Origin of the sequence: Flavobacterium praedii (assembly GCF_026810365.1) — a bacterium.
Classification (GTDB): Bacteria; Bacteroidota; Bacteroidia; order Flavobacteriales; family Flavobacteriaceae; genus Flavobacterium; species Flavobacterium praedii.
Map to the genome: position 1 here is coordinate 3870133 of NZ_CP113948.1, position 13401 is coordinate 3883533.

Genomic DNA, 13401 nt, shown 5'->3' on the forward strand with positions numbered 1-13401 from the left:
AAATCTGTAATCTAGCTTTCCATATAAGCCTCAATAGGTGCGCAACTGCATACTAGGTTTCTGTCTCCGTAAGCGTCATCGGCTCTACGAACTGTAGGCCAGAATTTGTTTTCGGCGATGTAATCCAGTGGGAAAGCAGCTTGTTCTCTGCTGTATGGGAAATCCCAAGTTTCGGCAGTAAGCATGGCCAATGTATGAGGTGAATTTTTAAGTACGTTGTTTTTGTTTTCCAATGTAGACGCTTCGATTTCTTTACGGATCGAAATCATAGCATCACAAAAACGGTCTAATTCTTCTAGGTTTTCACTTTCGGTTGGTTCAATCATCAAGGTTCCTGCCACCGGGAAAGAAACGGTTGGTGCATGGAAACCATAATCCATCAAACGTTTTGCGATATCGGTAACTTCGATTCCTTTTTGTTTGAAAGGACGACATTCCAAAATCATTTCGTGAGCCGCACGACCCATTTCGCCAGAGTACAATGTATCGTAGTGACCGTTTAATTTTTCTTTGATGTAATTGGCGTTCAGGATAGCGTGCTCTGTAGCTTCTTTCAATCCATCGGCACCTAACATTGTGATGTAACCGTAAGAGATCAAACAAACTAGAGCCGATCCCCAAGGTGCTGCAGAAATACCAGTGATGGCATTTTCTCCTCCTGTTGGTATAACTGGATTGGATGGTAAAAATGGAACTAAGTGTTCGGCAACGCAAATCGGTCCAACTCCTGGTCCACCACCTCCGTGAGGGATGGCGAATGTTTTGTGAAGGTTCAAGTGACAAACGTCAGCTCCAATGGTTGCAGGGTTAGTCAAACCAACTTGTGCGTTCATATTGGCTCCGTCCATATAAACTTGTCCACCATTTTCGTGAATTAGTTGTGTGATTTCGATAATGGCGCTTTCAAAAACCCCGTGAGTCGATGGGTAAGTAACCATCAAACAAGAAAGGTTGTCTTTGTGAAGGATTGCTTTTTCACGCAAATCATCTACGTCTATATTTCCGTTTTCTAAAGTTTTGGTTACGATTACTTTCATACCCGCCATGGCTGCAGATGCTGGATTGGTTCCGTGTGCCGATGATGGAATTAAAGCAATGTTTCTATGGTGATCTCCACGAGATTGGTGGTACGCACGAATAACCATTAATCCTGCATATTCTCCTTGTGCTCCTGAGTTAGGTTGCAAAGTAGTTCCAGCAAAACCGGTAATTACGTTTAATTGTTGTTCAAGTTTAGATAACATTTCTTGGTATCCTTGTGCTTGATTTAGTGGTGCAAAAGGGTGAATGTTGTTCCAAAGCGCATTGCTCAATGGCAACATTTCGGCAGCAGCGTTTAATTTCATCGTACAAGAACCCAAAGAAATCATTGAGTGATTCAATGATAAATCTTTGCGCTCCAACATTTTGATGTAACGCATCATTGCTGATTCCGAGTGGTATTGGTTGAAAACATCGTGTTGTAAGAAAGATGATGTTCTGTTTAAATCCTCTGGAAAATGATTTGCCTCTGATAAAGCCTCTATTGCTGTTGCTTGCTTACCATTTGCGGAAGCGAAAATGCTAACAATTTTATTGATATCGGCAATACTTGTAGTTTCATTCAAAGAGATAGAAACTGTATTGTCATCGATGTAGTAGAAGTTAACCTCATTTTGTTCAGCAATAGTGCGAACTTTTTGAGCGTCCGCTTTGATAACGATAGTATCAAAGAAAGCGGTATTGGTTTGTTGTAAACCTAGTTTTTCCAATTCGTTAGACAAAGTTGCTGCCAAAGCGTGAACTTTGTTGGCGATATATTGCAAACCTTTTGGTCCGTGGTATACAGCGTACATTCCAGCCATTACGGAAAGTAAAACCTGTGCAGTACAGATATTTGAAGTCGCTTTGTCGCGTTTGATGTGTTGCTCACGAGTTTGCAAAGCCATACGTAGCGCACGATTCCCGTTTGTATCAACAGTTATCCCGATGATTCTTCCTGGCATAGATCTTTTGTACTCGTCTTTTGTAGCAAAATAAGCAGCGTGTGGCCCACCATAACCCAATGGAATTCCGAAACGTTGTGTTGTTCCAACCACTACTGCAGCTCCCATTTCTCCTGGAGGAGTCAGTTTTGTTAAGCTCAAAATATCGGCAGCAACGGCTACTTTTATTTCATTTGCGGCAGCTTTTGCAATAAATGAAGTATAGTCATTTACCTGACCGTATTTACCTGGATATTGAAGGATAGCCCCGAAAAAGTCGGATGAGAAATCAAAAGTTTCATGGTTACCCACAACCAATTCTATTCCGATTGGAGTAGAACGAGTTTGTAAAACCGATAAAGTTTGAGGTAATATTTCTTCGGAAACGAAAAATTTATTGGTATTGTTTTTCTTTTGGTCGCGTGATCTTACGTCAAAAAGTAATGCCATGGCTTCGGCAGCGGCAGTAGCTTCATCCAATAAAGAAGCGTTGGCGATTTCCATTCCGGTCAATTCCACTACCATAGTTTGGAAATTCAAAATAGCTTCCAGACGACCTTGAGCAATTTCGGCTTGGTAAGGCGTGTAAGCGGTGTACCATCCTGGGTTTTCAAAAATATTTCTTTGAATAACTGCTGGAACGATAGCTTGATTGTATCCTAAACCAATGTACGATTGAAACATTTTGTTTTTGCTTCCCAATTGAGCGATATGATTGGAATATTCATATTCGGTCATGGCCGGATCTAAAGCTAGTGGTGCTTTTAGACGAATATCATCTGGAAGAGTTTCATATACCAGTCGCTCAATGGAGTCAACTCCTATGGTTTTCAACATGTGTTGCAAGTCGGTTTCTCTCGGGCCAATGTGTCTTAAAGCAAAAGAATCTGTTTTCATGTGTAGTTAATATTTGTTTTTTATTTGAACATGGTATCGCCATTCTGTTATAATTATTTTACAGTATGAATCATGGCGATTTCATTTGTGTGTTGCTATTATTTATTTTTTTAAGTCTAAAGGAAACGCGGGATTGTTCAACTATTCATTTATATTTGAAATTCAGTCGAATCCAGACTATTTAGTGTAGAAATAAAGTGTTGTGTTTTTTTGTGGTGCAAAAATAAATATTAATCTCTAAATAAAGTCCTTTTTTAACTAGATTTTATAGGGATTTTTCAACTAATAGGCTGATTTATTAACAATTGATTAATTTTGTTTAATGAAGGTTTTAAAAAGTATTCTCCAATTTTACATAAACAGCAGTATACATGTTGGTTTGTCTTGTTTTGCATTGGTACAAATCACCCTAATGGTATTCCACATTTCACAACAAAGTGAAGTGGGATATTTTGCTTTTTGGGGTACCGTTGTTGGGTATAATTTTGTAAAATATGAAGAATTGGCAAGAGCAAAAAAAATAAAAATGAGAAGACAGTTGAGATGGATTGCTCTGTTTACTTTTGGGGCTTTTATAATGGTGGGTTATTACTTTTTTAAGTTGGAACGAATTACTCAAATAGTGGCTGTGGTTTTTCTAGGATTGACATTACTTTATACACTTCCATTTTTTCCAAATAAAAAAAATGCCAGAAATTGGGCAGGAGTAAAGATTTACATCGTATCATTTTGCTGGGTTGGAGCGACAGTATTTTTACCTTTGTTGAATGCTGCAGTTGCGCCAACAATAAGCATCGGAATACTATCAATTCAGCGATTTATCTTGATTTTCGTTTTGATTCTTATATTCGAAATTATCGATTTGCGGCTTGATAACCCCAATTTAAGAACCGTTCCTCAACAAATAGGAGTGAAGAATACCAAAATACTTGGATTTGTTTTGTTGGTTGTTTTTTGTGGATTGGAGCTTTTTAATATCAATACGGAATTTTTGAAATTGAATTTTGGCATTGCTATTGGCATTGTAATTACTCTTTTTCTGGCTTTCGCCAATGAAAAGCGCACGAAATACTATACTTCATTTTGGGCAGAAAGTATTCCGATAGTTTGGTGGGTTTGTCTTTTGTATTATTAAAAATATATTAATTGGTGAATAGGATTTTATTTCCTGAGACTATTTTTAAAACTTTATTTGAAAGAATTATTTTATATTTTATTAGTATTTTTTATCAAATAATTTTGCAACTAAGTTTTAGTTGCTAATTGAAAATTAATTGTAATTTTGTATGAGTAAAGTTGAAAAATTAATAGAGAAATTAAAATCGAGACCAAAAGATTTTACTTGGGATGAAATCCTTAAAGTTTTACATCATTTTGGTTTTGAACAAATAGCACAAGGAAAAACAGGAGGCTCACGACGAAAATTTGTGAATATTAAAAAGCAGATTATTAGTTTACACGAACCCCATCCACAAAAAGTGTTGAAATCGTATCAATTGGATATAATCATTGACTATTTAAAATTGTAAAAGATGAAAAATTATTTAGAATATAAAGGATATATCGGGACTGTAGAATTTTCAGCAGATGACAAGACTTTCTTTGGGAAAATTCAAGGCATAAACGATTTGGTTACTTTTGAAGGCAGTTCGGTAGATGAGTTAGAAAAATCTTTTCAAGAATCAGTTCTTGATTATTTAGAAATTTGTGTAACTTTAAATAAGTCACCCGAGAAAGTTTTTAAGGGTTCTTTTAATGTTCGAGTTTCACAAGAATTACATCAAAAAACAGCTCTTTTGGCCTCTAAAAAAGGTTTGAATTTAAATGATGTTGTAAAAGAAGCGTTGTTCTATATTGTAAATCATGAGGAGGTTTTAAACTAAAAAAACCGAAGCATTGCTACTTCGGTTTCTACTATTTCTAAAAACTAAAAGGCTATAATAACCCCGCTCTTTTCAACAAAGCATCTGGTTTTGGTTCTTGTCCTCTAAATCGTTTGTACAAAATCATCGGGTGTTCTGTTCCTCCTTTTGAGAGTACATGTTCTTTAAATTTCTCTGCTACCTCCATATTAAATATCCCTTCTTCTAAGAAATAATCAAAAGCATCTGCATCTAATACTTCGGCCCATTTGTAACTGTAATAACCTGAAGAATATCCTCCTTGAAAAATATGTGAAAAGGCAGTACTCATCGCATTTTCCTTAACATCAGGATACAATTGTGTCGAAGCAAATTGCTCGGTTTCAAACGCTTTGATATCTACAATATTGGTTGGGTCTTGTCCGTGCCAAGCCATATCCAACAATCCAAAACTCAATTGGCGCATCGTTGCTAAACCTTCTTGGAAACTAGCACTTTCTTTTATTTTTTGTACATATTCCTGTGGAATAATTTCTCCAGTTTCGTAATGGTGTGCAAACAAAGCCAAAGCTTCTGGCTCGTAGCACCAGTTTTCCATAATCTGACTTGGTAATTCTACAAAGTCCCAATATACAGATGTTCCTGAAAGATTTGGGTAGGTGGTATTGGCTAACATTCCGTGCAATCCGTGACCAAATTCGTGAAATAAAGTGGTCACTTCGTTAAATGTTAAAAGTGACGGTTTGGTTTCGGTAGGTTTTGTAAAGTTGCATACATTCGAAATGTGTGGTCTTTCGTTTATGCCGTCTTTTATATATTGTGATTTGTATGAAGTCATCCAAGCACCGTTTCGTTTCCCTTTTCTAGGAAAGAAATCAGCGTAGAAAACAGCGACCAATTCGTTGTTTTTATCTGTTACTTCGTATGTAGTTACTTCTTCATGGTATTTGTCGATATCGAAAACCTCGGTAAAAGTCAGTCCGTATAATTTTTCGGCAATGGTAAAAGCGCCGTTCAATACTTTCTCTAATTGAAAATAAGGTTTCAGTTTTTCGTCATCTAAATTGAATAATTGCTGTTTCAATTTCTCTGAATAATAGGCACCGTCCCATTTTTCAAGCTGTTCGATACCATCTAATTCTTTGGCGAAAGCCGATAATTGATCAAATTCTTTTTGTGCAGCTGGTTTGGCTTTGGCCAATAAATCATTCGAAAAAGACAGCACTTTCTCAGGGCTTTCGGCCATGCGTTCTTCCAAAACAAAATGGGCGTGAGTTTTATAACCTAAAAGATTGGCTCTTTCAAAACGCAGTTTGGCAATTTTTAAAACAATTTCTTGATTGTCAAATTCGTTATTTTGAAAACATCTGGCGCCAAAAGCAATAGCCATTTTTTTGCGCAATTCGCGATTATCTGCATACGTCACAAACGGAATGTAACTAGGATGATCCAAGGTGAAAATCCAGCCTTCTTTTTCTTGGGCTTTCGCCAAAGAACGAGCGGCTTCGATAGTGCCTTCCGGTAAACCCGCTAAATCATTTTCATCAGTAAGGTGCAATTCGAAAGCATTGGTTTCAGCCAAAACATTTTCACCAAACTGCAAGCTCAGTTTAGATAACTCTTTGTCAATTTCTCGTAACTGATTTTTTTTGTTTTCAGGTAAATTAGCACCATTTCTAGAAAAACTTTTATATTGTTTGTCCAAAAGCGTTATTTGCTCTGGATTTAAGTTTAAAGATTCTCTTTGGTCATAAACGGTTTTTACTTTGGCAAATAAAGCAGCGTTCAAACGAACGTCATTTCCAAACTCAGAAAGCAAAGGAGAAACGTCTTGCGCTATTTTTTGCATTTCGTCACTTGTTTCAGCAGAATTTAGATTAAAAAAAATACTTGAAATTCGATCCAAAGTATCTCCGCTAAAAGATAAAGCTTCAATTGTATTTTGAAAATTAGGGTTTTCAGGATTGTTAACAATGAAATCTATTTCGGCTTTTGCCAAAACGATACCTTCTTGAAAAGCAGGGAGGTAATCTTCGTTTCTTATTTTTGAAAATGGCGCAGTGTCTAGTTTTGTAATAAATTTTTGAAGTAATATATTCATGATATTTATTTGTATTATTGTAAAGAACTAGCTGTTAGTTAATTACGATTTTTAATTAAGAAAAAAACATTAATTTTTACGATTATAGTGCATTTAATCGATTTTTTATGTACTTTTGTCGAGTAATTAATTCACACAAAAATTAATTACTTCGAAATTAAAAGCTCTTTTTGATCCCAAATCGAAAGAAACTAAATATTAAAATTATATTGATAATACTAAATTTCCCCAGATTTAGAGTTTACAATATCAAAAAAGCTCCTTTTTTTAAGGAGCTTTTTTTATTTATTTAAGGTTGCAGAAGATTTGTAAACGGCTTCTTTTAAACTTTCTTTGTATAAAATAATTTTATCCAAAATAGTTGCGTTGGCACTTCCAATAATTTGAGCCGCTAGAATTCCAGCATTTTTGGCGCCATTTAAGGCTACAGTAGCAACGGGAACTCCTCCAGGCATTTGTAAAATAGATAACACGCTATCCCAACCATCGATAGAATTGCTAGATTTTACAGGAACTCCGATGACAGGTAGTGGAGACATCGAGGCTACCATACCTGGTAAATGTGCCGCACCTCCAGCTCCGGCAATAATTACCGAAATTCCGCGAGTATGTGCGTTTTTACTAAAATCAAATAATTTTTCAGGTGTTCTGTGTGCCGAAACAATATCGACTTCTACCGCTATATCAAATTCTTTTAAAATGTCTATGGCATCTTGCATTACAGGCATGTCCGAAATGCTTCCCATAATTATGGCTACTTTCATAATAAGCCCCCTAACCCCCGAAGGGGGAATTCCTACTAGGAGGTGGGTAGGTTTTTAGTTAAAGGTTTTTAATTTGTGAGAGTTTAAACTCCCCCTTCGGGGGTTGGGGGGCATATCACTCTTATCGTATTCTTTACATCTTCAGCTATTTTTCTAGCTATATTTATGTCTTCATTGACAATAGTTACGTGACCCATTTTTCTAAAGGGACGCGTTTGTTTCTTGCCATAAATATGTGGCGTAACACCATTCCAACCTAATATTTTCTCTATGTTTTCGTAAACGACATCTCCAGAAAATCCTTCAGCACCAGAAAGATTAACCATAATCCCAGCTACTTTACTTTCAGTGTTTCCCAATGGTAAATCCAGAATCGCGCGCAAGTGGTTTTCAAATTGCGAAGTATAACTCGCTTCAATCGAGTAATGACCAGAGTTATGAGGGCGAGGAGCCACTTCGTTTACTAAGATTTCATCATCTTCGGTTTGAAACATTTCAACGGCCAGTAGTCCAACGTGATTGAATTGCTGTGAAACATTCAAAGCAATTGCTCTTGCTTTTTCGGCTACTTTATCATCAATTCGAGCAGGACAAATTACATATTCCACTTGGTTGGCCTCAGGATGAAACTCCATCTCAACAACCGGATACGTTTTTATTTCTCCTTGTGGATTGCGACAAACGATTACGGCCAATTCATTTTTGAAAGGAACCATCGTTTCTGCAATACACTCCACATTTGGTAAATTTTCTAAATCTGCTGTTTGTCTGATGACTTTTACACCATTCCCATCGTATCCAAATTCGGTACATTTCCATACAAAAGGAAGTTCAATATTCGAATCTACTAAATCAACAACCAAGTCTTTTAAAGTTGCATAACGTTTGAAAGGAGCTGTTGGTATATTATTTTGAATATAAAATTCTTTCTGAATTCCTTTGTTCTGAATCAGTTTCAGGGTTTTTGGCGAAGGATACACTTTTGTTCCTTCATTTTCCAATTTTTCTAAAGCTTCAAGATTGACCAATTCAATTTCAAAAGTCAAAACATCTACTTGCTTCCCGAAATTATAAACCGTTTCAAAATCCATCAAGTCCCCTTGAAAAAATTGATTGCACGCTATTTTGCAGGGCGCTTCATCACTAGGATCAAGGACATAAGTTTGGATATCGAATTTTCGGGTGTCAAACAAAAGCATTTTGCCTAATTGTCCGCCACCAAGGATGCCTAATTTAAAAGAAGATGAAAAATAATTCATTGTGATTGTAATTTTACTTTGTCTGTTGGGCATATTGCCTAGCGGGTACAAAGATACTTTTTCCTAATTGATTAGTAAAACGCTATTTTATTTTCTTCAAAACTTCTTTGGCGACTGCCTTATACGCCGCAGTATGATTAGAGAAATCTTTGGCGATAATGGTTTTTAATTCGGGATGAATCCAATCATAATGTTGTCCCAATAGATATAAAGTACGCATCGAATACGCTTTTGGAGCTACTTTTATGTCATTAATCAGCCAGTCAAAAGAACTTTCTATGATTTCTTCCAAATTTTTTTCAGAAAGTGGCATCTCCTTTTTTTTAAAATGAGAATTTACTAAAAGTTGACAAATTTTTGCTGCTGGTCGTATGGCACTTTCTTCTTTTATGTTTTTTAAATTGGAACAAAAAAAATCCAAATGAGTGGTAAGCCATTCCAATTTTTGATAACAAACAAATTCTAGAATCCAAAAAGCTTTTGAAGCATTTTTGTCTGAAACTTGAAAACACAGTCGAATTAACTCAGGGAAAAGCTCGGGATTATGGAGTACTTCATCGGCATATTTTTGTCGGTTGGCCCGATGTCCTGTTACATTATTTAATTTTTTTTGGAATTCAGAGGTCATCGTAAGTGTTTTTGGTTTAAAAGTACAAATCAATTGACAATTGTCAAAAGTGAAATCCCTATCTTTGCGAAATATTTTAAAACTTAGAACTTTGATACAACTACACGATAAACAATTTGTTCCGTTTATTTCGGCCAAAGAGATAAACTTTGCTATTGAGAAAATGGTAGCGCAAATAGAAGATGATTTTTTTGATGAAACACCAATTTTTATAGGAGTCTTGAATGGTTCTTTTATGGTAGTTTCGGATTTTTTGAAATTATATAAGAAACCTTGCGAAGTTTCTTTTATTAAATTAGCTTCATACGAGGGGACATCATCCACCGAATCGGTAAAGCAGTTAATTGGATTGAACCAAGATCTAACAGGGCGTACTGTCGTAATTATTGAAGATATTGTCGATACAGGAAACACCTTGGAAGAATTAAAAAAATTATTTAAAAGCCAAAATGTAAAGCATTTTAAAATTGCAACATTGTTCTTTAAACCGGATGCTTTCAAAAAAGACTTAAAAATTGATTATATAGGCATTCGAATTCCAAATAAATTTATCGTTGGTTATGGTTTGGATTACGATGGTTTGGGCAGGAATTTACCAGAAGTATATCAATTAAAAGAGTAAAAAAGAGTAAAAATCATATATAAAAAAGAATGATCAATATAGTTTTATTTGGTAAGCCAGGAGCAGGAAAAGGAACTCAGGCAGAATTTTTAAAAGAAAAATACAAATTAACACACATTTCAACCGGAGATGTTTTTCGTTACAATTTGAAAAATGACACTCCATTAGGCAAAGAAGCAAGAGTATATATGGATGCTGGAGATTTAGTTCCAGACGAGTTGACTACCAAAATGCTTATTGATGAGGTAAACAAACATTTGGATTCTAATGGAATTTTATTTGATGGTTACCCACGAACAATTGCTCAAGCTGAAGCATTGGACGCATTTTTGCCAACAATTGGTTCAAGTGTAACAGCAACAGTAGCACTTGAAGCGGATGATAATATCTTGGTAGAAAGATTATTAGAAAGAGGGAAAACTAGCGGTAGAGTTGATGATCAAGACGAAGAAAAAATTAGAAATCGTTACCAAGAGTACAACGAAAAAACAGCTCCATTGATGGGGTATTATAAAGAACAAAATAAATTTCACGCTGTAAACGGAATCGGAACTATTCAAGAAATTACAGAAAGATTGACAGCAGTTATTGATAATTTATAAAGGATTATAATTAATTGTTTGAAAGTTTAAGGTTTAAAGTTAATGCGATGAAATGTCGTACTAACTTTAAACCTTAAACTTTAAACTTTTTAAACAAAAAATATAACATTGGAAATAGTAATAATATTTTTTCTAATACTCTTAAATGGGGTTTTCTCTATGTCTGAAATCGCATTGATTTCGGCCAGAAAAAACAGATTGGAAACCGCAGCAAAAAAAGGAAACAAAAGCGCGCAAATTGCTTTGGATTTGGCCAATTCGCCTAATAAGTTTCTTTCAACTGTACAAATTGGAATAACACTAATTGGAATACTTACCGGTATTTACAGCGGGGACAAAATTACAGCAGATGTAGAAGTATTTGTAAAAGGATTTACTGTTTTAATTCCGTTTGCACATTCCATTGCTGTTGGGATTGTTGTTGTAGTATTAACGTTTTTTTCCTTAGTTTTGGGAGAGTTATTGCCAAAAAGAATTGGTTTAAACCATCCAGAAGCAATTGCAAAATCAGTAGCGTTACCAATGAAAGTTGTTTCGATAATTACGGCTCCTTTTATATGGTTGCTAACTAACTCGACAGACTTTTTATTAGATATTTTGAGAATAAAACCTACTGCTGATGGAAAAGTAACCGAAGAAGAGATCAAAGCCATCATCAAAGAAGGAACCGAAGGAGGTGAAGTTCAAGAAATTGAACAAGATATAGTAGAACGTGTTTTTCATATTGGAGACCGAAAAATCAATTCATTGATGACCCATAGGAAATCCGTAATGCTTTTGCCTTTACACGCAGATAAAAATAAAGTAAAGGAATTTATGCTCAAAGAATTGCATTCTATTTATCCCGTTTATGGAGATAATCATGATGATATTGTTGGAGTTGTGAATCTAAAAAATATCTTCGCTCATTTTGAAAACGAAAGTTTTAATTTGGCCGAAATTATGACCGAAGCTCCTTTTATGATGGAACAAACCACGGCTTACAAAGCATTGGAGCAGTTCAAGGATACCGGGATTCATTATGCATTGGTTTCTGATGAATACGGCGTTTTTCAAGGAGTAATTACGTTGAATGATATTCTTGAAGCATTAGTAGGTAATGCATCCGATTTTTATAAAGATGATTTTCAATTAATCGAAAGAGAAGACGGAACTTGGATGGTAGACGGGCATTATTCGTTACACGATTTCTTGACTTATTTCGAATTGGATGATTTGATAAATGATTACGAGGTAACCACCGTAAGCGGATTAATAATGACCGAATTATCTCGTATACCAAAAGAAGGAGAGATTTTGATTTGGCATAAATTTGAGTTAGAGGTCATCGATATGGATGGCGTGAAGATTGATAAAGTAATGGTTAAGGCCTTAAAAGGTTAAAATTTGGTTTAATAGTTTAAGTGTTTAAAATTAGTTGGAGATCAGCTAAACTTTAAACTTTTAAATTTTAAACTTTAAACAAAAGAATATGACAGAAGGGAATTTTGTAGATTACGTAAAAATTTATGTTTCTTCAGGAAAAGGAGGAAAGGGATCTACGCATTTGCATAGAGAAAAATTTATTGAGAAAGGTGGACCAGACGGAGGTGATGGTGGACGAGGAGGACATGTTTATCTAGTAGGAAACAAAGGACTTTGGACTCTATTTCACTTGAAATTTGCGCGCCATATCAAAGCAGGTCACGGAGGTGATGGAGGAGGAGATCGAAGTACTGGTGCCGATGGCGATGATAAATACATTGAAGTTCCGTTGGGGACTGTCGTGAAAGACAAAGAAACTGGTGAAACCCTTTTTGAAATTACCGAGGATGGTGAGAAACAAATTCTTTCTCGCGGAGGTAAAGGAGGATTAGGAAACTGGCACTTTAGAAGTTCCACCAATCAAACTCCAAGATACTCCCAGCCGGGTTTGCCAGGAGTGGAAATGGACGTAATTTTGGAACTTAAAGTATTGGCAGATGTAGGTTTGGTAGGTTTTCCTAATGCAGGGAAATCAACATTGTTGTCTGTGTTAACTTCGGCAAAACCAAAAATTGCAGATTATCCATTTACGACTTTAAAACCAAATCTAGGAATTGTAGCCTATAGAGATTTTCAATCATTTGTAATTGCCGATATTCCTGGAATTATCGAAGGTGCAGCCGAAGGAAAAGGATTGGGTCACTATTTCTTACGCCATATTGAGCGTAATTCGACTTTGTTGTTTTTAGTTCCAGTAGATACTCCAAATATCAAAGAAGAATATGATATTTTGGTTAATGAATTGACAAAATACAATCCAGAAATGCTCGATAAAGAGCGTTTGTTGGTCATTTCAAAGTGTGATATGCTCGATGATGAATTAAAAGCAGAATTGAAAACAGAATTAGACGTTGAATTCAAAGACATTCCGTATATGTTTATTTCATCGGTAGCCCAACAAGGTTTGACTGAATTGAAAGATAAATTATGGAAAATGTTGAACGACTAAAAATTATTATAATTAAAGATAAAAAGGTATTCTAGCAATGGAGTGCCTTTTTTTTTGTTTTGAACAATTCTTAAAATTTGGTTAATTAAGTAGTGCTTGATTGTGTTTATATTGGCAAAGTTTTAATAAGATTGTCAAAATGATTATATTCGCATTACTTAAAAAAATATTCAGATGTGAAGTGGTGTGACTCAAATTATTGAAAAAGTAATTGAAAAGACGCTACACA

At 35.3% G+C, this 13401-nt stretch carries 12 protein-coding genes; 7 read left to right on the forward strand and 5 right to left on the reverse strand.

Features of this window, described 5'->3' with window-relative positions; translation table 11 throughout:
• Positions 1-11 precede the first annotated feature (11 nt).
• Positions 12-2861 (reverse strand): aminomethyl-transferring glycine dehydrogenase, encoded by a 2850-nt coding sequence (gene gcvP, locus OYT91_RS16360; protein ID WP_281238790.1) that lies wholly within the window; start codon positions 2859-2861, stop codon positions 12-14.
• A 322-nt stretch (positions 2862-3183) separates the two neighbouring features.
• On the opposite strand from gcvP, the gene OYT91_RS16365 reads away from it, so the two are divergent.
• From OYT91_RS16365 to OYT91_RS16375, 3 genes are all read left to right on the forward strand, one after another.
• Positions 3184-3996: a UbiA prenyltransferase family protein gene (locus OYT91_RS16365; protein ID WP_281238791.1), complete on the forward strand. Its 813-nt coding sequence runs from the start codon at positions 3184-3186 to the stop codon at positions 3994-3996.
• Positions 3997-4147: 151 nt separating this feature from the next.
• Positions 4148-4390, forward strand: a complete 243-nt coding sequence (locus OYT91_RS16370; RefSeq protein ID WP_281238792.1) for a type II toxin-antitoxin system HicA family toxin — start codon at positions 4148-4150, stop codon at positions 4388-4390.
• A gap of 3 nt (positions 4391-4393) precedes the next feature.
• Positions 4394-4744 carry a type II toxin-antitoxin system HicB family antitoxin gene (locus OYT91_RS16375; protein ID WP_281238793.1) on the forward strand — a complete coding sequence of 117 codons (351 nt, stop codon included), beginning with the start codon at positions 4394-4396 and terminating at the stop codon, positions 4742-4744.
• A gap of 52 nt (positions 4745-4796) precedes the next feature.
• On the opposite strand, the gene OYT91_RS16380 is transcribed toward OYT91_RS16375, so the two are convergent.
• The 4 genes from OYT91_RS16380 to OYT91_RS16395 form a co-directional block, all read right to left on the reverse strand.
• The gene (locus OYT91_RS16380; protein ID WP_281238794.1) at positions 4797-6824 is read right to left on the reverse strand and encodes a M3 family metallopeptidase; all 2028 of its coding nucleotides are present in this window, start codon (positions 6822-6824) and stop codon (positions 4797-4799) included.
• Positions 6825-7105: 281 nt separating this feature from the next.
• Entirely contained in the window at positions 7106-7591 is a 486-nt protein-coding gene (gene purE / locus OYT91_RS16385) for a 5-(carboxyamino)imidazole ribonucleotide mutase (RefSeq protein WP_269224549.1), read from the reverse strand.
• 80 nt (positions 7592-7671) lie between these two features.
• Positions 7672-8847, reverse strand: coding sequence for a 5-(carboxyamino)imidazole ribonucleotide synthase (locus OYT91_RS16390; RefSeq protein WP_281238795.1), 1176 nt, complete (start codon positions 8845-8847; stop codon positions 7672-7674).
• Between the two features lie 82 nt (positions 8848-8929).
• The gene (locus tag OYT91_RS16395) at positions 8930-9475 is read right to left on the reverse strand and encodes a HEAT-like fold family protein (protein ID WP_281238796.1); all 546 of its coding nucleotides are present in this window, start codon (positions 9473-9475) and stop codon (positions 8930-8932) included.
• 91 nt (positions 9476-9566) lie between these two features.
• Between OYT91_RS16395 and hpt the strand changes: the two genes are divergently transcribed.
• The 4 genes from hpt (at position 9567) to obgE (ending at position 13172) form a co-directional block, all read left to right on the forward strand.
• Positions 9567-10097 carry a hypoxanthine phosphoribosyltransferase gene (gene hpt / locus OYT91_RS16400; RefSeq protein WP_269223849.1) on the forward strand — a complete coding sequence of 177 codons (531 nt, stop codon included), beginning with the start codon at positions 9567-9569 and terminating at the stop codon, positions 10095-10097.
• A 29-nt stretch (positions 10098-10126) separates the two neighbouring features.
• On the forward strand, positions 10127-10699 hold the full coding sequence (locus OYT91_RS16405; protein WP_281238797.1) for an adenylate kinase: 573 nt from the start codon (positions 10127-10129) through the stop codon (positions 10697-10699).
• Positions 10700-10807: 108 nt separating this feature from the next.
• Positions 10808-12082, forward strand: a complete 1275-nt coding sequence (locus OYT91_RS16410) for a hemolysin family protein (RefSeq protein WP_281238798.1) — start codon at positions 10808-10810, stop codon at positions 12080-12082.
• Positions 12083-12170: 88 nt separating this feature from the next.
• Positions 12171-13172, forward strand: a complete 1002-nt coding sequence (gene obgE, locus OYT91_RS16415; RefSeq protein WP_281238799.1) for a GTPase ObgE — start codon at positions 12171-12173, stop codon at positions 13170-13172.
• The last annotated feature ends 229 nt before the right edge of the window (positions 13173-13401 follow it).